At 60.1% G+C, this 20,843-nt stretch carries 18 protein-coding genes; 2 read left to right on the top strand and 16 right to left on the bottom strand.

Annotation, left to right across the window (positions count from 1 at the left end; genetic code table 11):
• Nucleotides 1–71: 71 nt before the first annotated feature.
• The 5 genes from bchL to bchF form a co-directional block, all read right to left on the bottom strand.
• The gene (bchL, locus tag SLH49_RS14225) at nt 72–968 is read right to left on the bottom strand and encodes a ferredoxin:protochlorophyllide reductase (ATP-dependent) iron-sulfur ATP-binding protein (protein ID WP_320269825.1); all 897 of its coding nucleotides are present in this window, start codon (nt 966–968) and stop codon (nt 72–74) included.
• Between the two features lie 79 nt (nt 969–1,047).
• Nucleotides 1,048–4,590, bottom strand: coding sequence for a magnesium chelatase subunit H (locus SLH49_RS14220; protein ID WP_320269824.1), 3,543 nt, complete (start codon nt 4,588–4,590; stop codon nt 1,048–1,050).
• A complete protein-coding gene (bchB, locus tag SLH49_RS14215; RefSeq protein WP_320269823.1) occupies nt 4,580–6,103 on the bottom strand; it encodes a ferredoxin:protochlorophyllide reductase (ATP-dependent) subunit B in 1,524 nt (507 codons plus the stop codon). The genes SLH49_RS14220 and bchB overlap by 11 nt, the downstream gene beginning before the upstream one ends.
• Before the next feature lie 58 nt (nt 6,104–6,161).
• A complete protein-coding gene (locus tag SLH49_RS14210; RefSeq protein ID WP_320269822.1) occupies nt 6,162–7,445 on the bottom strand; it encodes a ferredoxin:protochlorophyllide reductase (ATP-dependent) subunit N in 1,284 nt (427 codons plus the stop codon).
• Nucleotides 7,442–7,954: a 2-vinyl bacteriochlorophyllide hydratase gene (bchF, locus tag SLH49_RS14205; RefSeq protein ID WP_413785296.1), complete on the bottom strand. Its 513-nt coding sequence runs from the start codon at nt 7,952–7,954 to the stop codon at nt 7,442–7,444. Before bchF ends, SLH49_RS14210 begins: the two co-directional genes overlap by 4 nt.
• Nucleotides 7,955–8,226: 272 nt before the next feature.
• Here bchF and SLH49_RS14200 point away from each other — a divergent pair, with 272 nt between their 5' ends.
• Both SLH49_RS14200 and ppsR read left to right on the top strand, forming a co-directional pair.
• Nucleotides 8,227–9,024: a cobalamin B12-binding domain-containing protein gene (locus SLH49_RS14200; RefSeq protein ID WP_320269821.1), complete on the top strand. Its 798-nt coding sequence runs from the start codon at nt 8,227–8,229 to the stop codon at nt 9,022–9,024.
• A gap of 35 nt (nt 9,025–9,059) precedes the next feature.
• Nucleotides 9,060–10,490 carry a transcriptional regulator PpsR gene (gene ppsR, locus SLH49_RS14195; RefSeq protein ID WP_320269820.1) on the top strand — a complete coding sequence of 477 codons (1,431 nt, stop codon included), beginning with the start codon at nt 9,060–9,062 and terminating at the stop codon, nt 10,488–10,490.
• Here the strand turns inward: ppsR and SLH49_RS14190 are convergent.
• The 11 genes from SLH49_RS14190 to SLH49_RS14140 form a co-directional block, all read right to left on the bottom strand.
• Nucleotides 10,484–10,945, bottom strand: coding sequence for a copper chaperone PCu(A)C (locus SLH49_RS14190; protein WP_320269819.1), 462 nt, complete (start codon nt 10,943–10,945; stop codon nt 10,484–10,486). The two genes, ppsR and SLH49_RS14190, sit on opposite strands and share 7 nt — an antisense overlap.
• A 100-nt stretch (nt 10,946–11,045) precedes the next feature.
• The gene (gspD, locus tag SLH49_RS14185) at nt 11,046–13,400 is read right to left on the bottom strand and encodes a type II secretion system secretin GspD (RefSeq protein WP_320269818.1); all 2,355 of its coding nucleotides are present in this window, start codon (nt 13,398–13,400) and stop codon (nt 11,046–11,048) included.
• A gap of 83 nt (nt 13,401–13,483) precedes the next feature.
• Entirely contained in the window at nt 13,484–14,143 is a 660-nt protein-coding gene (locus SLH49_RS14180; RefSeq protein ID WP_320269817.1) for a prepilin peptidase, read from the bottom strand.
• On the bottom strand, nt 14,140–14,991 hold the full coding sequence (locus tag SLH49_RS14175; RefSeq protein WP_320269816.1) for a type II secretion system protein GspK: 852 nt from the start codon (nt 14,989–14,991) through the stop codon (nt 14,140–14,142). The genes SLH49_RS14180 and SLH49_RS14175 overlap by 4 nt, the downstream gene beginning before the upstream one ends.
• On the bottom strand, nt 14,976–15,641 hold the full coding sequence (locus SLH49_RS14170) for a hypothetical protein (protein ID WP_320269815.1): 666 nt from the start codon (nt 15,639–15,641) through the stop codon (nt 14,976–14,978). Before SLH49_RS14170 ends, SLH49_RS14175 begins: the two co-directional genes overlap by 16 nt.
• Nucleotides 15,638–16,036 (bottom strand): type II secretion system protein, encoded by a 399-nt coding sequence (locus SLH49_RS14165; protein ID WP_320269814.1) that lies wholly within the window; start codon nt 16,034–16,036, stop codon nt 15,638–15,640. Before SLH49_RS14165 ends, SLH49_RS14170 begins: the two co-directional genes overlap by 4 nt.
• Nucleotides 16,033–16,395 (bottom strand): GspH/FimT family pseudopilin, encoded by a 363-nt coding sequence (locus SLH49_RS14160; RefSeq protein WP_320269813.1) that lies wholly within the window; start codon nt 16,393–16,395, stop codon nt 16,033–16,035. Before SLH49_RS14160 ends, SLH49_RS14165 begins: the two co-directional genes overlap by 4 nt.
• 49 nt (nt 16,396–16,444) lie before the next feature.
• Complete coding sequence (gene gspG / locus SLH49_RS14155) at nt 16,445–16,882, bottom strand: type II secretion system major pseudopilin GspG (RefSeq protein WP_320269812.1); 438 nt, start codon at nt 16,880–16,882, stop codon at nt 16,445–16,447.
• Nucleotides 16,866–18,095, bottom strand: a complete 1,230-nt coding sequence (locus SLH49_RS14150; RefSeq protein WP_320269811.1) for a type II secretion system F family protein — start codon at nt 18,093–18,095, stop codon at nt 16,866–16,868. The genes gspG and SLH49_RS14150 overlap by 17 nt, the downstream gene beginning before the upstream one ends.
• A gap of 10 nt (nt 18,096–18,105) precedes the next feature.
• Nucleotides 18,106–19,797, bottom strand: coding sequence for a GspE/PulE family protein (locus SLH49_RS14145; protein ID WP_320269810.1), 1,692 nt, complete (start codon nt 19,795–19,797; stop codon nt 18,106–18,108).
• A gap of 862 nt (nt 19,798–20,659) precedes the next feature.
• Nucleotides 20,660–20,843, bottom strand: a 184-nt coding sequence (locus tag SLH49_RS14140) for a hypothetical protein (RefSeq protein ID WP_320269809.1), incomplete at its 5' end; no start/stop codon positions are given.

The following is a 20,843-nucleotide window of genomic DNA, read 5'->3' as shown; positions in this document are numbered from 1 at the left end:
CGGGGCCTCCATGTCAGGACGACATATATCCGTACGTACAGGTTCTGTACGGGTTCTGTACGGGTTCTGCATCAGTCAAACCCCAAGAGTTCAAAGATCTCACGATCCGGCAGCGGCGCAGGCGCCAGCGGCTCCGTCCCGTTCCACAACGTCTCCGCAAGCCGAATGTATTCCTTGCGGACCTGCACGATCTCCTCGTCATCCGGCATCTCGAAAAGAGTTTTCTTTTTCAAACGGCTACGCCGGATCGCATCCAGATCCGGCATATGCGCGATGCGGTTGAACCCCACAGTTTCGCAATACCGATCCACCTCATCCGTCTCCCGGCTGCGATTGGCCACACAACCCGCGAGCCGCACCTTATAGTTGTTTGACTTCGCTTGAACGGCGGCAATAATCCGGTTCATCGCATAGATGGAGTCAAAGTCATTTGCCGTGACAATCAACGCCCGATCCGCATGCTGCAAGGGCGCTGCAAAACCCCCGCAAACGACATCGCCCAGCACGTCAAAAATGACCACATCCGTGTCTTCCAGCAGGTGATGCTGCTTCAGCAATTTTACTGTCTGGCCAACGACATAACCCCCACAACCGGTGCCCGCAGGTGGCCCCCCAGCCTCCACACATTTCACCCCATTGAAGCCTTCAAAGATAAAGTCTTCGGGCCGCAACTCCTCCGCATGGAAATCGACCTCCTTCAGGATGTCGATCACCGTTGGAACAAGGCTGCCTGTCAGTGTAAAGGTCGAGTCATGCTTCGGGTCACATCCAATCTGCAATACACGTTTACCGAGCATCGAAAACGCCGCCGACAGGTTCGAAGAGGTCGTCGACTTCCCGATCCCGCCCTTGCCATAGACCGAAAACACCTTCGCGCCTTCAATCCGCGCGTCCTCCGGCTGGTGAACTTGGACCGACCCCTCACCATCTAACTCCTTGAGATCAGGCACATTATCCTTGGGACTCATGAGGCCCTCCTATCAGTTCCAAGCCCACGGGATGGTGGGCGGGGCGATGCGCCAGAGGCGCGAGCGGCGCACGACATCCTCATTCTGCAGCCACTCCTTCCATCGCGTCCTCCAACGCATCCGCCGCATCCTGCAGCGCCTCCAAAGTCGCCTCATCTGGCGACCAATACTCACGATCCGACGCCTCCAAGAGCCGGTTCGCCATCCGCATCGACGCCTGGGGATTCAGCGCCGCCAACCGCTCGCGCATTGCGTCATCAAGCACGAAGGTCTCCGACAACCGCTGATAGACCCACGGCTCCACTTCGCCCGTGGTCGCCGACCAACCCAGCGTATTAGTCACCTGCGCCTCGATCTGGCGGACGCCTTCATGGCCATGGTTGAGCAAAGCCTCATAGAATTTCGGGTTCAGCGACCGGCTGCGCGTCTCCAGCGCCACCTGATCCTGCAGCGTCCGCACCTTGGCTGATCCGCGCGTCTGGTCACCGATATAGACCGGCGCCGCAGACCCCTTGGCCCGCTTCACGGCCCGGGAAATCCCACCCAACGTGTCGAAATAATGGTCAACCGTGGTGACGCCGAGTTCGACCGATTCAAGGTTCTGATAGGCCAGATCGACGTCCTTCAGTGCCTTCTGCAACAGCGCCGGGTTTTGCGCGGCCTTGCCGTTCACCCCATAGGCAAAGCTCTTGCGCGCCTCATAGGCATCGGCCAACTCATCCTCATCGCCGAAGGCCGAACTGTCGACCAGCTGGTTCACATTAGAGCCATAGGCCCCTTCCGCATTCGAGAACACACGCAAGGCGGCGGTTTCGAGATCAAAGCCCATCTCCTCAGCATAGGCAAGCGCGTGGGCGCGAATGTAGTTCTGGTCCAGCGGCTCATCGGCCTGAGCACATTTCAAAGAGGCCTCGGCCAGCATGCGGGTCTGCAGGGGCAGGAGGTCACGGAAGATGCCCGAAAGGGTCATCACCACATCGATCCGGGGACGGCCCAGTTTTTTCAGCGGGATCAGATCGGCGCCAGATAAACGCCCAAAATTGTCGAACCGCGGCTTTGCGCCCATGAGCGCAAGCGCCTGCCCAATCGGGCCACCATCGGATTTGATATTGTCCGACCCCCAGAGCACCAGCGCCACGGTGCGCGGCAGCTTGGCATGGGTTTCCAGCAGCAGGTCGGCCTGTTTCGCGCCTTCCGCGATGGCAAAGGCCGTGGGCATCCGGAACGGATCGAAGGCGTGGATGTTCCGCCCCGTTGGTACGATCTCAGGCGAGCGGATCAGATCGCCGCCCGGCACCGGCGGGACATAGTGCCCCGACAAGGCGCGCATCAGTGCGGGCAATTCATGATCCTCGCGCAGGAGTTCCTGAGCCTGATCCCGCGCCTCACCTTCCGGCATCAGCCGCATCATGTCGGCCTGCGCCGCACGCGACAAAGGCTCACCCACCACATGTAGGCCTTCTGTGATCAGCGCGCCTTCGGTCTCGGCGAGCTTCAGCCAGAGCGCGTCGATATCGCGGGCATTCATATCCACAGCATTGGCTTGGTCGCGGATGAGTTGTTCGAGATCCGCCCGCTGATCGTCATCCGCGCCCATCTCGCGCCAGCGGGTCAGGCTGTCTTTCAACTCCGCCAGCCCCTTGTAGAGACCCGCCGTCGTGAGCGGTGGCGTGAGGTGCGTGACTGTCACAGCGTTCGACCGGCGCTTGGCCAGCGTCGCCTCGGACGGGTTGTTGGCGGCATAGAGATAGACATTCGGCATCTCTCCGATCAGCCGGTCCGGCCAGTCCCGCGCACCAAGGCCTGCCTGCTTGCCGGGCATGAATTCCAGCGCGCCATGCATGCCGAAATGCAGGATCACATCGGCAGAGAAGGTGTTCCGCAGCCAGAGATAGAATGTGACGAAGGCGTGGGTGGGGGCGAAGCCTTTTTCGAACAACAGCCGCATCGGGTCGCCTTCATAGCCAAAGGCGGGCTGTACGCCGACGAACACGTTGCCGAAATGCTGGCCCAGCACATAGACGCCACGGCCATCTGATTGGTGCTTGCCGGGGGCTGGTCCCCAGACAGACTCAATGGCGGCAAGTGGTGGCGTGTTCCGCACGATGGTGTCCGCATCCACATGGGCCGCGACATTGGCCTGCTGGCCGTATTGCGCAGCGTTGCCTTGCAGGATGGCGGAGCGCAGGTCGTCTACTGTTTCGGGGAGCTGGACGGTGTAGCCATCTGCCTGCATCTTTGTGAGCGTGTTGTGCAGGCTTTCAAAGACACTCAGATACGCGGCAGTGCCAACGGCCCCGGCATTGGGTGGGAAGCCGAAAAGGACGACACCGACCTTCTTCTCAGCGTTCTGTTTCCGGCGCAGTTTGGCGAGGCGCAGCGTTTTTTCAGCAAGGCTTGTAATGCGTTCGTGGCAGGGCGCCATGGCCTTGCAATCGGATTGTGCGCCACAGCCGTTGTTGCAACCTTTGCAGCCGTCAGGCCCGTGGCGACCCGCAAAAACGGTTGGGTTTGTGGCCCCGTCGATCTCTGGTAACGCCACAAGCATGGTTGTTTCAATGGGGCCAAGGCCCTGGCCGCTATTTGCCCATTGGCCGAGCGTCTGGAATTCCAGCGGTTGGGCCGCGACGTAGGGAACGTCGAGGTTCTGGAGCACATCGACGGCCGCATCGCTGTCGTTATAGGCCGGGCCGCCGATGAGCGAGAAGCCGGTGAGCGAGACCATCGCGTCGACGCGGCCCTGGAAATAGGTCTCAATCGCTGGGCGCCCGTCGAGGCCACCGGCAAAGGCTGGGATGACGCGCATCCCGCGCGCCTCGAACGCCCGGATCACCGCATCATAATGGGCGCAATCCGAGGCGAGGATATAGGAGCGCAGCATCAACAGACCGACTGTGGCCACCGGTTTGGCAGGTGCAGGTAGGTCGGTTAGGTCAGTGACGATGTGATGGCCCGGCAGGTCGGGGTGGTAGAGGCCCATATCGGGGTATTCGATCGGCAGATCAGCCTTGACCCCCTGCCAATCGGGCCTGGTGGCATAGCGACCGATCAGGAAGCGGATCATTTGCTCCACATTGTCGTCCGACCCGCCCAGCCAATATTGCATGGACAGGAACCATGCCCGCAGATCCTGCGCCTTGCCGGGGATCAGCTTGAGGATCTTGGGCAGGCGGCGCAGCGTCTTCATCTGCTTGGCGCCGCTATCGGCGGATGGTTTGGACGACCCGCGCAGCTTTTTCAAAAGCGCCATCGCGCCGCTGGCGGGTTTGGCCATATCGAGGTCACCCATCCGGGTGAGCTTCACGATCTCACCGTCGGCAATCATGCCGATCATGGCGTCGCAGCCGTCGCGCCGCGCCTGCAGGGCGGGTAGGATCGCGCGGATATGTTCCTCAAGAAACAGCAGGTTGGCGATGATGATATCGCCCTCGGCAATGGCCGTTTTTGCCGTTGCAAGCGCGTCGGGGCATTCGCCCCATTCGGCGGATGAGAGGACCTGTACTTCAAGCCCCGGAAAGTCCGGTGAGAGGCGTTCGGAGACGCGCAAGGCTGGCCCAGCGGCATGGGCATCCAGCGTGACGATGACCACGCGGTAAGGTTTATGCATCACCTCATCGCGCATAATGGGCCTTTGCCTCGTAAAGCGTGTCCAGGCTGATTTCGTGCAGCCCTTTTTCCAGCGCGAAGGTTTCCGTGTTCCGGCGGGCCTTGCCGCGGACGAAGAAGGGGATTTTCTTGAGTTCCTTTTCGGCATCGGAGAGCCAAATGACGTTGTCATCGCTGGGCTGGGGCCGCTCATCCGGCGTGTCCGCCGTCTTCGCTTTGGCTTTGCCGCCGTGATGGCTGGGGCCCGCTTCGTCGTGGAATTCGAAATCGTCACGGAACATGGTGAGGAGGTGTTCCTCTAACCCCATGACAAGCGGGTGGATTAGGGTGTCGAAGATGACATTGGCACCCTCAAAACCCACTTGTGGTGAGTATCGGGCGGGGAAATCCTGCACGTGGACGGGGGATGAGATTACCGCGCAAGGGATGCCCAGACGCTTGCCAATATGGCGCTCCATCTGCGTGCCGAGGATCATTTCGGGGCTGAGGCGCTCAATCGCGGCCTCGACCTCAAGATAGTCGTCAGTGATCAGGGCCTCGACGCCGTATTCCTTGGCCAGCGCCCGGATGCCGCGCGCCATTTCGCGGTTGTAGCAGCCGAGGCCGACCACCTCGAACCCCATCTCGTCGCGGGCGATACGGGCATGGGCGGCGACATGGGTGCCGTCGCCGAAGATGAAGACGCGTTTGCCGGTCAGATAGGTGCTGTCGACCGAGCGCGACCACCATGGCAGGCGCAGGCGGCTTTCGTCGGGTTTGCCGGGGATGCCCGAGAGGGCGGTGACCTCTTTGATGAAATCGCGTGTGGCGCCGACACCGATGGGGACCGTTTTGGTGAAGGGCTGGTCGTGGTTGCGTTCGAGCCATCGTGCGGCGGCCTCGCCTGTCTCGGGGCACAGGAGCACATTGAAATGGGCGGCAGGAAGGCGCGCGATATCAGCCGGCGTTGCGTTGAGCGGGGCCACGACATTCACGCCGATGCCCATATCTGACAGCAAGCCGGTCAATTCTTCCACATCGTCACGGGCGCGAAAGCCGAGAGCCGTCGGCCCAAGGATGTTGCAGGTCACCCGTTTGGTCCGCTCCCGCGGGCGCGCTAGATGTTTGACGATCTGGTAGAAGGTCTCATCCGCGCCGAAGTTTTCCTTGCGGCTGTAGCTGGGCAGTTCCAGCGGGATGACGGGGATGTCGATCCCCATGGTTTCGGCCAGACCGGCGGGGTCATCCTGGATCAATTCAGCGGTGCAGGAGGCGCCGACGATGATGGCTTCGGGGTTGAAGCGTGCGACCGCATCGCGGTAGGCATCCTTGAAAAGCGTCGCGGTGTCTGCGCCAAGGTCGCGCGCCTGAAAGGTGGTGTAGCTCACCGGCGGGCGGTGATCGCGGCGTTCGATCATCGTGAAAAGGAGGTCAGCATAGGTGTCGCCCTGTGGGGCGTGCAAGACGTAGTGCAGGCCTTTCATTGCTGTGGCGACACGCATCGCGCCGACATGCGGTGGGCCTTCATATGTCCAAACGGTGAGCTTCATGGCAACGTCCTGGGGCTCTGCCCCAGACCCCGAGGTATTTGGAAACATGAGAAGTGGGTCATTCCGCTGCCTCCAGCTGAAGGACGGATTTGCGGCGGAGGGGTCTTGAGAAGAGACCAGCAAGGTCGCCGGCCTGTTCGTAGAAATGGACCGGCGTGAAGACGAGTTCGATGGCCCATTTGGTTGTAAGGCCTTCGGCCTCTAGCGGGTTGGCGAGGCCGAGGCCGCAGATGGTGAGGTCAGGACGCGCGGCGCGGGCGCGGTCGAGTTGTTTGTCGACATCCTGCCCTTCGGCGATTTGCGGGCCTGCGGGCAGCAGGTCGAGGTCAGGCCCGTGCAGCGCGTCGTGCACGTATGGGCTGCCCACCTCAATCGCGGTCATGCCGCATTCGCGGGTCAGGAAGCGGGCCAGCGGGATTTCAAGCTGGCTGTCGGGGAAGAAGAAGACAGATTTGCCGCTAAGCGTCTCGGCAGATTGTGCAATGGCCTTGCGCGCGCGGGCGCGCGGGGCGGTTGTCACGGCCTCGAACTGTTCGTCACTGACGCCGAATTCGGTGGCGATGGCGCGCAGCCAGGCAGTTGTACCCTCTTCGCCAAAGGGGAAAGGGGCGGGCAGGTGCCGGGCGCCGCGCCGTGTGAGGGCGGCATGGGTTTCGCCGAGGAACGGCTGGGTCAGCGCGAAGACGGTGTTGGGGCCAATCGCTGTCGTCTCATCAATCCGACGGGCGGGAAGCAGGCGAACGGGGCCGATGCCCATCTCGGACAGAAGGCTCAGCATTTGATCCTCGACCACGTCCGGCAAGGCGCCGACCACCAGAAGTTCCAGTGCGGTCGTCTCTTTCAAGACAGGGACCATGGAGGCGAGGCAGGCATCCTCACCTTCGGTGAAGGTCGTCTCGATCCCCGAACCGGAGTAGTTGAGAACCCGCACATGGGGTGCATGCACCTGGCTGAGCCGTTCGGCCGCGCGGGCAAGGTCGATCTTGATCACCTCGGACGGGCAGGAGCCGACGAGGAAGAGCTGGCGGATGTCCGGACGCCGCTCTAAAAGGCGGGCGACTTCGCGGTCAAGCTCTTCGTGGGCGTCGGCCATGCCGGCCAGATCTGATTCTTCGAGGATCGCGGTGCCGAATCGTGGTTCGGCGAAGATCATCACACCGGCGGCTGATTGCAGAAGATGCGCGCAGGTGCGCGAACCAACGACAAGGAAAAACGCATCCTGCATTTTGCGGTGCAGCCAGATGATACCGGTCAGGCCGCAGAACACCTCGCGCTGGCCACGTTCCTTGAGGATCGGGGCGTCGCGGCAGCCGCCCTGGGCAGGGGGGTGCGGCGCGTTCATGCCCGACTCTCCGCATCCAGGCGCGCCATGCGCAGCTTCCACAGGAACTGGCCCGCATTCACGACGTAAGCGGCATAGGCGGCGAGCGCGATATACATCTGCGTCGTGGTCGCGAAACCATCGGCCAGCAGGGTGTAAATATATAATGAATGCAAGGCTATAACGCCGAAGCTGAACACATCTTCCCAGAAGAAGGCAGGCGCGAAAAGGTACTGCCCAAAGACTATTTTTTCCCAGATCGCGCCGGTGATCATGATGGTGAACAACAAGGCCGTTTTGATGATGATCGACAGCGTCGCCGCCTCATACCCCGCGCCTGTCCAGAGATAGCGCAGGACCAGCGCGAGCGAGATCAGAAAAACCACGAACTGTAGAGGAGCCAGAACACCCTGCACCAGGGTCCATTTTGTGGCATCCCGCCGGGCCCGCTCGGCATCGGAATACAGGCGTCTCTTACCCGGTTCAGGAAGCGCTGTGGCACCCTCTGTGTCGGTCATAGTCGCAGACATGTAAACTTTCCCTGACGGCCATATGTGTCAAGACTATGGCTCAAAAGGCAGAGGTGTCAACTTTAACTTACACTTAACACTGTACATATATTGTCGCAGATGGGCGGAAGTGCTCACGGATAAAATGCAGAAATTTTAATTGTTTAAGGAGATGTCATGAAACACGTCAGGTCGATATGTCAATTTGCTTTGACATTCACTGCCGCGCAAAGGACAATATCACCGATGCTGAACGGCGTATTGTCGCGCCAGACCAGCCAAAGGACATGCTGATGCCCGACCAGCCTAGCATAGACGCCACGGCGCCTGACGCGGCATCGACGCGTAAGGATCAGGCGCGCGTGGTCGGTTTTGGGCACAAGGTTGCGGGTGCCAAACCGGGCATTCTGGACGAGGATCTGCTGGAAAGCTTCGAAGCAGCTGCGATCAGCGAAGCGCGAGAGGCGTGTCGCATTGTTGTCCAGGATGCGCTCAACCTCGGCTTTTCTGCAGAAGAGATTGTTGATCATTACATACCTGAGGTCTCGCGCCGTATCGGTGAATTGTGGTGCGCTGACAATCTGGGCTTTGCGAATGTCACAATTGCGGTCTCACGACTGCAATCACTGCTGCGTGAACTGGGCCTTGATTGGTCGGGTGATGTGGCGGGTGACCCCAATGCGCCAATGGTGCTTTTGGTTGTGCCGCACGAGGTTTATCATACCCTTGGTGCGATGATTTTGGGCAGTCAACTCAGACGTTTAGGCATATCTGTTCGCATCTCGCTGGGCCTGCGTAACGAGGAACTTGCCACGCGTTTGCAACGGTCTAATTTCCAAGGGGTCTTCATTTCGGCTTCGTGCAGTGAAACGCTTGAAACACTTTCGCGGATCGTCGATGTTGTGAAGAATTCGACGGTAACGCCGCCACCTATTGTGATTGGTGGTTCCTTGTTAGATGTCGAAACAAAAGAGAATGTGACGGCACTAACGGGCGCGGATTATGCCACCAGAATACCGAGCGAGGCGTTAGAGCTTTGCGGATTATCAAAGACACTTCACGGCGAACCGCAAAGAACGCGCGGGAGCTAAGCGATGGTGATGAGCCCACATCTGGTGCGCCCAACATGACATCGCGAGGAACCAAATACTGGGACAGCGGTGCCATTCCCCTGATCGCACCAGAGATGCTGGGCGATATCATCACCGAAGTGGCCGATCTTGGTATTGTGATTTCCGAAAATGGCACAGTTCTGTCGGTGCTCGTCAATCCGGAGAACAAGGCGTTTGCCGTTCTCAAGCAGCTTGAGCAGAAGGATATTCGCAGCGCGCTGACGATTGAAAGCGTGTCGAAATTCGATGCGCGGCTGGGCGAATTTCTGGATGAGGCAGGCACGCCGCCGTCAATCGAGCTCAACCACACGGATGAGACGGGGCGGTGGGAGTTTCCGGTTCGTTACAGTTTTCACCGGATCGGCCCCGATGGTGTGGTGTTGCTCCTTGGTCGTGATCTACGCCCAGTTGCAGAAATGCAGCAGCAACTGGTCAAGGCGCAACTCGCGCTGGAACGTGACTACGAGACGCAACGCGAATATGACACACGGTTTCGCGTTTTGATGGAAAGCACGGCAGAGGCGGTGGTTTTTGTCTCGACCCAGACCGGTGAGATTAACGAGGCTAACCCGGCGGCATCGGCGATGCTGGATGAAAGCCGCGAGGGGCTGATCGGCACGTCGTTTTCGCAGTTTTTCGAAGGGCGCAGACGTGGTGATCTGGTTGATCAACTGGCCACGCAGGCGATTTCCGATCAGAATTCAAAGTCGGCGGCGCAAATCCAGGGCTCTGGCCAATCGGTTGAGATTGCGGCAACGCTTTTCCGTGCGGCGGGCGAGCGTGTTTTGCTGTGTCGGATCCTGCCAGCGGACAATGAACACACGACGGCGGATGATCTGGCGCATAACCTGCAATCCTTTTACAGCGCCGGGCCTGAGGCGATGGTGTTCGCCACAGCGGGTGGTGAGGTTCTGGCGGCGAATGACGCCTTCCTTGATCTGATCGATGTGGCCCATGATATCAATGTGCGCGGGCGCAACCTGTCGGATTATCTGCAGCGCGGCAGCATCGACCTGAAAGTGATGGTTGAGAATGCATCGCGCTCGGGCCGGATGCGGATTTATTCCACCAAGATTGCCGGTGACTATGGCAGCCCACGTGCGGTTGAAGTGTCGATCACAAAGGTCGAGGCGGGCCCGCATACGGTCTTTGCCTTTGTGCTGCGCGACGTCAACCATGCTGATGCGAGCCGTTCGACCGCAAATCCAACGGGCGATGACAGCATGCGCTCGGTTGTAGAACTTGTGGGTAGTGCGACGTTGAAAGACATCGTGGCCGAAACGACCAATGTGGTCGAAAAGATGTGTATTGAGACGGCGGTTGAACTGACAATGAACAATCGTGTGGCGGCGGCAGAAATGCTCGGCCTGTCGCGGCAGTCGCTTTACGTGAAACTGCGCAAGTTTGATTTGCTCAGCCGGGATGGTGAAGACGACGCTCAGTGATTGCTGTGATCGACGGCGTCGTCGGTTGAACGGGCTTCGACCTGGAAAGTCACCTCAAGCTCACCGGCCTTGGCAAAGACCAGGACCGCGTTGATCTCTTCGCCCGCTTCGAATGGATCGCCTGCCAGCCCCATAAACATCACATGCGCGCCGCCGGGTTCCAGCGTGGTCACCTCGCCCGCCGGAACGGGAATGCCGTCGATATCGGCCATTCTGGCGATGTCGCCTTCCATCACGGTCTGGTGCAGCATGACGCGCGGAAAGTCGGCGTGGACGGCGATGAGGACATCATCGGTGGTGCCGTTGTTGAAGATCGTCATATAGCCAGCACCGGCCTGCGCGGTCGGCGGTGTTTCAAACGCCATCGGATTCGCGATCACCAGATCACCCACGCCGTATCCATGCGCGAAGACCGCGCTGGGCAACATGAAAAGCATCGACAGGAATTTGCGCATCGGTCACCTCATGTCCTGATGGGGCGAGACATGACAGGCCCGCGCGCCAAGATCACTGCGCGGTATTGCCGCAACAGTGATTCCGGGAGGCGAGGTTCTGTTACTGCGTCGCGGTGAAGCAGTCGGTCTTCACGTCGATGCAGATCTGATTGGCCGCATCGCGCGACATTGGTCCGACCGTCACCATCGTCAGCCCGCCGGATTGGCGGAAGCTGGGGGTGAAGCGGCCAAGCGCCGTGCCGTTTTGGGACACAAGGGTGTTCCAGTGGTTCTGTGCCCCTTCGGCCGAGCGGAAGGAGCCGAGCACCGCAAGATGCCGCCCGCTGGCTTGCGGCGCTGTTGTCTCAAGCTGGGTGGCACCAGCCACTGCGCGTTCCACAATCGCGTTGTTGCTGATTAACTCGGAATTGCGCGTGCGGGTCGAAGGGACATTCACCTGCGTGCTCATCGACGGGCTGCTGGTCTGGATCGACTGCAACCGATCGCGCAACTGGGCGGTGACCCGGCGCGCATCCATGCGGTTGTTGACGATGCGTGGCGTGATCAGCACCAGAAGCTCGGTCTGCGCGCGGTTGCGCGACGAATTGCCAAAGAGGTTGCCGGCAACCGGCAAGTCCTTCAGCACGGGTATACCGCCATTGCCGCGTGTCCGACGATCCGAGAAGAGACCGCCCAGAACCACAGTCTCACCACTGTCGACGGCGATGGAGCTGTTGATCAGACGTTGCGAGATGACAGGGTTGCCTGTGGCAGGATCGGTTTCGCCCACCAGGCTCACCTCTTGCCCGATGTTTAGCAGAACGGAGCCTGAGGAGTTGATGCGCGGCGTGACCTCAAAAATCACGCCCGTGTCGCGGTACTCGACCGTTGAGACAAAGACCTGATCGTCTGCGCTTGAAGCATCCTGTGCGGTACGCACCGCCGTTGGCACCTGATCACCGACGACAAGGCGGGCCGATTCATTGTTCAGGATCATCAGGTTAGGGGATGAGATCACGTTGATCGAGGTGACCGCATCCAGCGCGTCGATCACTGCATTGGCTGGACTTCCGCCCAGTGTCACCGCAAAGCCGGGTGCGGATGGCGAGATATCGAAGTTCTCGCCACTGGTCAGTCCCAATGTTCCTCCGCCTTCTTCGAGGAAGTACTGGACGCCATAGCGCAAATCTTCGGTCAGTGAGACCTCGACAATCGTCGCCTCGACCAGGACCTGCCGCTGTGGCACGTCCAAGCGGTGCAGGATGCCCAGCACGCGTTCATATTCTTCGGGTGTCGCGTGGATCAGCAGGGTGTTGGTCGCCTCGCTGGCAACAATGCGGGTCGCGTTGAGCGTGCCCTGATTATTGAAGATGCCGCCGCTTGCCATTTCGGCGCTTGCCTCGATGACCGCGGGCTCTTCGCTCGATGTCTCGACCGAGACGCCGAGGATCTGGGCCAGCGTCGGCGCGATGGAACTCGCGCGGGCGTACTTCATGTCATAGGAGTAAACCTGCGCATCATTAGCACCGTCACGTGTCAGACGGTTGATCCAGACGGCCACGTTTTCAAGCGCGCGGGGTGTTTTGGCGACGGCGAGGATGGAATTGTTCTCCGGGATCACCTCAAACACGACCAGTGGCTGGAACCCTTCATCGGTCTCAACCACACGCTCCAACCCGTTCACGATGGATTGGGCTGACCGTCCGTTGATCGGGAAAATCCCGACAGAGCGGTTGGCGAGCCAGTCGACATCGAAGCTGTCAATCGTTTCCTGCCAGGATTGCTGGTCAACCGATGTGCCCGCCAGCACAAGGATATTGCGCTGGGCGTCGATACCGACGATGCCGTCCCCGGCAAAGGGCTGCAGGATCGCCGCCATTTCCTGCGCGCCGATATTGCGCAGCGGGATCACGCGGAGGGTGTAGCCGGGCAGGACGTCACGCGCGGTGGATGGCGCAATCGACAGATCGGCTGAGAGTGGCGAGATGGCGAAAATGTCGCCACGGCGGACAAGAACGGCGTTGTTCTGTTCCAGCGCCAGTTCGAAGACTTCAATCGCTGTGGTGCGGGTGACAGGCTGGGAAGAGCGAATATTGACCGTGCCCTGCACGCCGGGATCAATCACGTAGTTGATCTGCAAAAGCTCACCCAGGATTGCGGCAGCGGCAGATTCAATGTCCACATTCACGAGGTTGAGCGATACCGTCCTCTCACCATTTTCATCGACAAAGTCGCTGTCGATCAAAAGCGGCTGGCGTCCGGGGAAGATTGTACCTTGCCCTGCTTCGACACGCTGGCCGCCGGTCACGCGACCTTGCTGGCGTTGAAAGCCCTGACCATCGCCGCCGGTGCCGAAAATATTGGCCAATTGCCAGCGATTGAGTTCGGTTCCATCCTCGGCGCGATCAACCTGTGGTAGGTCGTCACAAGCGCTGAGAATCGCGGCGCTGGCCGCAATTGCAATCAGTTTCTTCATGCTCTGCCTCATTACCCACGCCCCAGATCTTGTGTCCGAGTACGCATTTTTTATATCTTTGACCGCACCTTAGCAGTCTAAGTTCAATTGATTTGCGGGAAACTTCGCAAAACCACAAAAACGACGCAAAGGTGTGTCCCGTAGGACACGGCGGCGGATTTTTGTCGATTTCCCGACAGAAGCCGCCTGATGGCAAGCTCGGCCAATCCCGAAAGCCCTGCAAGCCCGATCATTAGAAAGCTGAGCGTAGCGGGCAGAAACGCGCCCAGCCCGGCGATCAACCAGATATCGCCCAGGCCCAGCGGTGGTCGCCCCATCAATGCTTGCAGGACCTGTCGGATCAGGAGGATGGTAAGGCTCGGTGCCGCTATTTGCACCGCTGTTTGCAAGAGCGACCCCGCGATCAACCCGTCAAGCATGCCTAGTGATATGACCGCAAAGGTCCATTCAATCGGCAGCCAGCGCCATTGCCAGTCGATGACGGCAAGGAGCAGCAGGAGGCAGATCAAGACCAGATGGCGTGTTTGGGCTGGGTCAATAGACGTCATCAGAAGTGCAGCCAGAACCATACCGGTGGCCAGACCCAGCGTCGCGGGGCGAAACCAGCGGCGCACGTGATGGGGATCCAGAGCGCCACGGATCACACCGCGCAAAACGATGGGAAGTGGGCCGAAAAACAGCGCAGCGATCAGTATGCTAATCGGCAGAAGGGCCGTGAAAACGATACTGTCAGTCGGTATCAACGCAGGATTTCCACGCCCAGAATGTCATACCGCATGATGCCGCCGCGAAAGCTGATCCCTTGCGCGGCGACGGTCGCGATCATATCGACAGAGACACCACTTTGCAGGGTGCTGCGCGCCTCAATCGTGTAAACGGGGCCTTCGGTTCCGCTGAGCCAGACCGAGGCTGTGCCCAGACGCGGCATGGACAGGCCCGCAATGCGCCGCTGGACAATCCGCTCCACATCGCTGGGTCCTATGCCGGGGATTGCCGCCAGAAGGGCGGGTGAGGCAGTCACGGGATTCACCTGTGGCGTGCCGTTATATGTCGTCAGGACCTGCCGCGCGCGCAGGCTGACATCTTGCGGCAGGCCCAGGTCGGTCAGCAATTGTGGGATCGGACGGCTGAAATCACGAGAGTTTGCATCGGCCCGCTGCGTGACTAAAGCCTGTGCAATTGTGACCGCGTCAAACGCGTCGATCCCGCTACCTTCGCCCATGTTCTGCAGAACAGGGCCCAGGAGCTCAACGGGTGCTGCGTTGATGTCGAGCTTGCCGCCCTCATCCCAGATCCGGTAGGTGGCCTGTCCCTCGGCCATCGTGATGGTCACCGGTGTGCCGTCACGACTGCTGCGTGCCTCTTCTTCGCCAATTCGGCCCAGATCGGCCATGGCGACATTGATGGCGCTCCGCGCCAGTTCCACCGCACGGGTCGTCTCCACCTCGGCCCGTGTCGCGAGTGCTGTCTGGCGTTGCGTCACGAGATAACTTGATGCGGCCAGCAAAAGGCCGAGCGCCACCCAAAGCACGGTGATCAGGACAAAGCCGCGCTGGGCGCGACGGCGGGTGAGACCTAGCGCACGTTGCATTCAACCTCTTCCAAACCCAACTCGCCCCGGCGCGAGATGCAAAAGCCGCTGACTGTGACTGGCATCCGCGCCACGATCATCCGCTCTGCTGCGCGTTCGACGGATATCGCCAGGGGCAGGCCCTGTTCCGGGCGCGGTTCATACGTCCAGACGGGTGCGGCGCCTGCATTGACCGGGCGGACGAGGTAGATGAGGCGCAAAGGATCGTCGCTGACGATCACGGTGCTTTCGCGCGCCGTCTCCGTGGCCATACGGATGTCGCGGATGTCAAAGTGCCGCGATGCGGTGAGCCGGAAGAGGTCGTCTTCCTCAACGACCCGGAGCCCCACCATCATCGGGCGGCTGTCGCGGCTGGTGCCGTCGTCCAGGATCAGGCGCATGCTAAGTGGATCGCCGAAAAACCGGCCTTCGATCTGTCCGCGTGACGTTATGGTTGCCGAAGCTGCCCAGGATTGCAGGGCGCGGCGGGCGGTCAGCCAATCTGTCGCCGCCTCTTGCAGAACTTCGGGCTCCGCTGTTGTTTGGCGCAAACCCCATGTGGCACTGGTCAAGAGCGCGAGCGTCATGGCCGCAACGGTCAGCGAGACCAGCGCTTCGGCTAGTGCGATGCCGCGCGCATGTCGCCGCCTGCGGACCCAGCGCGTCTTCAAAGCGGTGTCTCGCGATAGCGGAGGCTCCGCAGCACAAGTGGGGCGCCATCGGGCCGCCCCGAAGTGACGGTGACATAGACAAAAAGCATCTCGTTCGGACGGGTCGTGCCAAGGCGCATATCGGCTGTTCCGGTTTCCGCGATGATCAGTTCCCATTCCATCCCGCGGATGATCCCGCGATCCTGTAACCCGGCACGCAAGGCCAGATCAGTTCCGACGCGGTCCATCACTTGTGTGGCGACCAGCATCTGTTCAGCCTGCACGCCTGACCTGCGTTCCATGAAAAGACCGGTCGAGAGTGCCTGATAGAAGCCGCTGATGGCCAGCGTCGCAATCGCCAGGGCTACGAGCGATTCCACGAGCGTAAAGCCCCGTTGCCCGCGCCGCCGGATCATTGGGAAAGCCGGATCTGGCCGGTCAGCCAATCGAGCTCGACCGACCGTTCATGCGCACCTGCGACAAGGACGAGATTTAGCCCTTCGTTTTCGCCAGAGGGGCGGATGGAGATCTGCGTGCTTTCTGTTGGGCTTGTGACGGCGCGGTCCAGCTCATGTGCTGTGAATGCGGTGCGTAAGGTTCGGTCGGCTTCTGAATATTCGACCAAGACCGGCTGCCCCGTTTCCGCCGCGCGCAGCCGCGCCTGTTGCAGAAGCAGTGCGATTTCCGCCACATCATTCTGGAGTGTGGCTCGATCTGACCGACCCAGTGCGAGGATCGAAATCGTGCCAATCAGCACCACGATAGCAACTGCCACCAACACCTCGACAGTGGCAAAGCCGCGTGTCTGGAGGGTGAGCCTTCGCCTAGCCCTCCACATCTGCATCCACGCCCGTGCCGCCCGGTTGGCCATCTGCACCCAGCGATGTGATCCGCACCTGACCCTGATCAAGACTGTAGAGGAAGGTGCCGCCCCAAGGGTCAGCAGGCAGGTTGCCATCGCGCAGATAGGGCCCGTTCCAGCCGGGGATTGTGCCCGCACCGTTGATCAGGGCATTCAGCCCCTCCTGCTCGGTCGGGTAGCGGCCAACTTCGATCAGAAAGATGTCGAGCGCGCTGCGCAATTGAGTGATCTGCGCCTCGGCTGTGGTTACGCGCGACGATTGTAGCTGGCGCATCGCGGCAGGACCGACGACGCCGATCAAGAGGCCCACAATTGCGACCGCCACCAGCATTTCGATCAGCGAAAAGCCGGCGGTGGCAGGACGCCTGCGGGTCGATCTGCGCCTAAAACGTGATGGCATTGACCGACACGATTGCTGAAAATAGGGCATAAAGGCTTACTCCGATCAAAAGGCCGACGATGACAATCAGGGCGGGCTGGAACAATAGCAGGAACCGTTCAAGATCACGATCTGCCGCTTCGCGCATATCGAGAGAGGTGCGGCTGATCATTGTTCCTAGATCGCCCGCCTCTTCCCCGATGCGGATCATCTCGATCGCGTCGCGCGGCAGCAGCTTTTCGTTGCGCATCGCGGTGGAGAGCGCAACCCCATTTTCGACCTCTTGCGTGACCTTGGTGATGCCTTGCCGCACGGGACCGGGCGGTGTGGATTTGGAAACGACACGCAACGCTCCGCTGAGGGTGATTTCGCGGCTGAGGAGCGCGCCCAGCACATGCAGCAAGAGCATCATCTGATTGCGCAAGAGCATGCGGCGGATCACGGGGATGCGGTTGCCGATGCTTGTCATGATCCGGCCCAGCACACCGCGCCGTGCTGCAATGATCATGCCGCCGATGAGGATAAGAAGCGCTGAAACTATGATCGGCCAAAGACCGGCCAACACGCCAGAGACGGCAAAGACGGCGCGGCCCATCAGCGGGACCAGGTCAATCCGGTCCGCGATCAGGGGCCGAAATTGCGGGATGATCGCGATCATTATCAGGCCAAGCGACAGAAGTGCCACGACAAGTAATATAGTGGGGTAGGTCAGGCCGGTGACGATGCGGCGCCGGATTTCCAGACGGTTCTGCATGATGTCCGCCGATGTTGTCAGCGCGCTGCCCATGTCGCCCGAAACCTCAGCGCCTTTGATCAGGGACAATGTGACGGGATCGTCAATGCCTGCCTTCTCTTCTAGTGCACGAGAGAGCGGCGCGCCTTCGCGAAGACTATCGCGCATGCGTATAGCGGCTTGCGAGATCGGATCCTGTCCGCCGTCGCCAATGATGGCCAGCGCACGCTCTGCCTGGATTTGCCGACTGGAGAGTTTTGCCAGACGCACAAGAAAGTCGCCGGTTTGTCGCGGGGTGAGGTGCCCCTTACCCCTTGCCCGACGCTTTGCCGTGCCGGGTTTGGCGGTGCCATCATCAACGTCCAGACTGATCGGAAACAGCCCCTGTGCCCGCAGGGCTCGTGTCGCGTCTTTTGTGTCAAGCGCGGATACAACGCCTGATTGACGTGCGCCCGAAGCGTCGCGGGCCACGTAGGCAAATGACTTTTGTGCTTGCTCCATCCCGCGTTACCTAAAAATACTTGACCCCCAGGATGCGCATGACCTCTTCCATCGTGGTCTCACCTTCGGCGACGAGGCGCACGGCTTCTGACCCCATGGTCTGGAGCTGTTGTGCGCGCGCACTCTCCTTGGTGGTGAAAACCTCATCGGGTTCCATGGCTTCAAATAGCGCGATCCGCCCCTGAAATCCGGTCTGGTTACAAGCGTCGCAGCCAACCGACTTTTTCAGCGTCCAGTTTGAGGGATCGGTCTGACCGCCAGTTCGCCTATCGAGTTTTGTAAATAGGTCCTTGACCTTGGGGCGCTTGGACAGATCAACAGGCTGCGCACAAACCGGGCAGACCCGGCGCACCAATCGTTGCGCTGCTACCAATCGCACAACCGAGCGGATCAGGTATTCCGGCACGCCCAGATCAACCAGACGGGTCGCCGCATCATGCGCTGTGTTCGTATGGAGGGTTGAAAACACAAGGTGTCCGGTCATAGCGGCGCGCACCGCCAGTTCCGCCGTTTCGCTATCGCGGATCTCACCCACCATGATTACATCGGGGTCGTGACGCAGCACGGTGCGCAAGGCTGCGGCAAAGGTCCAGCCAAGTTCGGCATTCACCTCGATCTGCTGCAGGCCCGGTGTCTGGATCTCAACCGGGTTTTCGATAGTCACGATCTTCCGGCGCGTTTCGTTGAGCGCGTTCATCGCGGCGTGCAGCGTTGTCGTCTTCCCGCTGCCGGTGGGGCCGGTGACAAGGATCAGCCCGTTGGGTTGGCTGATGGCCGCGTTGATGCGTTTGCTGACGTGGGCGGGCAGCGCCAGATCGGCGAGTTGCGACAAGCCTTCATGATTATCCAGAAGACGCAGTACAATGGTTTCGCCATGGATCATTGGTGCGCTGGCGACACGCATATCAATATCTCGACCTGCGAGGCGCTGGCGGATGCGCCCATCCTGCGGCAGCCGACGTTCGCTGATATCCATACCTGCTAGGATTTTCAGGCGAGAGATTACACCTTCATATATAGACTTGTCCGGCGCCTGTACCTCAACCAGCTCACCATCGACCCGCAGACGCACGCGGGCGAGCTTGGCCGTGGGCTCAAGATGAATGTCGGTCGCGCGCATCTCAACCGCCTGGTCGAACAATGTATCGAGATACCGCACCGTGGGTGCGTTATTGGCAAGTTCGGTCAGCTTGTCGGTATCAAGATCGATGCCGCCCTGCCGGGCGGTCACTATATCTATAGTGTCTGCACCTGCCGCCGCCGCCTCCTGACTGCGGGTCATGGCCAGTTCGATATCGCGATCCGTGGCGACGGCGAGCGCGAGCGAAGATCCAAAGATCATCTCAAGCGCCGCAGTTGCGTCAGGATCAAACGGATCTGCCACGGCGAAATAGGCGCGGTCGGCAGCAATCTCAATCGGGGCGATGGCGTTGCGGATCAGGTAGTCCGACGAAAGGCGTGGGTCTTCGGGCAGCCGTTCGGGAATATCATCAATGCTGACAAGCGGCAGGCCCAAATGCTCGGCACAGCTGCGCGCCCACTCCTTTTGCGAGATCAGTCCTAGGCGGTCGAGCACGGCACGCACCGGCTGCCCGGTGGCTGTGGCCGCTTCGGTGACCTTTGCAAGGTCCGCTTTGGACAGTCGGCCATTTTCCACTAATACATTCGGCAGCCGATCGGGCGCATTTATATCCACTAACATTCCGGACCGTCTCTTTCTGTCGCCGCTGATGTGATTCGTCCGCATCTCAATAACAAGCCGCGCGTTTAGACTTTATCCCAATTGAGGCACAAAACCACGCCTTGTGCCCAATGCACCCGTCTAAGTGGAAACACAGTCGGCATAATCACGTTCAATGTTCACCATTTGATAACGAACGTGGGCGTTTTGCCGCCGATTGTAAGCAAAAGCTGGATGCAGGTTGTTCGGCGGACACATTTTCGTCCAAATCCAATCAATAGTCTGGCGGGACCCAGACACTCATCAATGAGAGCGTGAATATGAACTTTAGTCGATCAAGCCTGTTGGTTGTAACGCCGCTGATCCTGTCAGCAGCGGCAGTTAGTGTATCTGCCCAAAGTATCCAAAACTCTGTCGCGTCGCAGACCCTCGTAGAGTCGGGTGCAAGTCTTACGTTGATTGCTGCTGAGAAAAACGGCTTTGCTGTTAATCTGGCCGTGCCAAGCAGCGGAACCTATGCTTTCACCGTACCTTCGGGTATCGCAGTATCGCTTCGCATCGGTGACACCGAAATTCTGAGCACTGATGGCAGCGCATCAACCACTCAGCGCGCTTTCACGACACTCGATGCGGGGACTCACACCGTTCACGCTACTGGGGATACTCTTACGACAGAACAGCTCGCGTCGATCACGGCAGGTGTTGTCGGGATGCCAGCTGCGAGCTTGGCATCATTGTCCACCAGTGAACCCTCGGATGGTCCTGTCTTTTCCAGCGCCCGGAGCGTTGAAAGTGTAGAAAGTGAAGCGTCGGCCGAAACGGTGACAGCCTCGGCCTCTCAGGCTGACAACGTACCCGCCGCAGCAGTTCGGTCGGTTCCGTTTCAGGCGCCAGCAGCAGAAGCGGCAAGCAACACGTCAGATAGATCCCGTGGCTCTATCCGCGATGCTGTCCGCGCAGCCGTAAAAGCTGCAGCTGCAGCTGATGGGTCTGATACGCCGCCACCGCCACCGCCGCCACCGCCGCCGCCGCCACCGCCACCGCCGCCACCGCCACCGCCGCCGCCA

The sequence above is a fragment of the Cognatiyoonia sp. IB215446 genome (assembly GCF_033963825.1).
In the GTDB taxonomy this organism is placed as follows: Bacteria; Pseudomonadota; Alphaproteobacteria; order Rhodobacterales; family Rhodobacteraceae; genus Yoonia.
This window is presented reverse-complemented; position numbering and strand designations above follow the sequence as displayed.

Bases quoted from the DNA above. Each gene is read 5' to 3' on its own strand.
- bchL (WP_320269825.1), bottom strand. From the start codon at position 968: ATGAGTCCCAAGGATAATGTGCCTGATCTCAAGGAGTTAGATGGTGAG.
- SLH49_RS14220 (WP_320269824.1), bottom strand. From the start codon at position 4,590: ATGCGCGATGAGGTGATGCATAAACCTTACCGCGTGGTCATCGTCACG.
- bchB (WP_320269823.1), bottom strand. From the start codon at position 6,103: ATGAAGCTCACCGTTTGGACATATGAAGGCCCACCGCATGTCGGCGCG.
- SLH49_RS14210 (WP_320269822.1), bottom strand. From the start codon at position 7,445: ATGAACGCGCCGCACCCCCCTGCCCAGGGCGGCTGCCGCGACGCCCCG.
- bchF (WP_413785296.1), bottom strand. From the start codon at position 7,954: ATGTCTGCGACTATGACCGACACAGAGGGTGCCACAGCGCTTCCTGAA.
- SLH49_RS14200 (WP_320269821.1), top strand. From the start codon at position 8,227: ATGCCCGACCAGCCTAGCATAGACGCCACGGCGCCTGACGCGGCATCG.
- ppsR (WP_320269820.1), top strand. From the start codon at position 9,060: ATGACATCGCGAGGAACCAAATACTGGGACAGCGGTGCCATTCCCCTG.
- SLH49_RS14190 (WP_320269819.1), bottom strand. From the start codon at position 10,945: ATGCGCAAATTCCTGTCGATGCTTTTCATGTTGCCCAGCGCGGTCTTC.
- gspD (WP_320269818.1), bottom strand. From the start codon at position 13,400: ATGAAGAAACTGATTGCAATTGCGGCCAGCGCCGCGATTCTCAGCGCT.
- SLH49_RS14175 (WP_320269816.1), bottom strand. From the start codon at position 14,991: ATGCAACGTGCGCTAGGTCTCACCCGCCGTCGCGCCCAGCGCGGCTTT.
- SLH49_RS14165 (WP_320269814.1), bottom strand. From the start codon at position 16,036: ATGATCCGGCGGCGCGGGCAACGGGGCTTTACGCTCGTGGAATCGCTC.
- gspG (WP_320269812.1), bottom strand. From the start codon at position 16,882: ATGCCATCACGTTTTAGGCGCAGATCGACCCGCAGGCGTCCTGCCACC.
- SLH49_RS14150 (WP_320269811.1), bottom strand. From the start codon at position 18,095: ATGGAGCAAGCACAAAAGTCATTTGCCTACGTGGCCCGCGACGCTTCG.
- SLH49_RS14145 (WP_320269810.1), bottom strand. From the start codon at position 19,797: ATGTTAGTGGATATAAATGCGCCCGATCGGCTGCCGAATGTATTAGTG.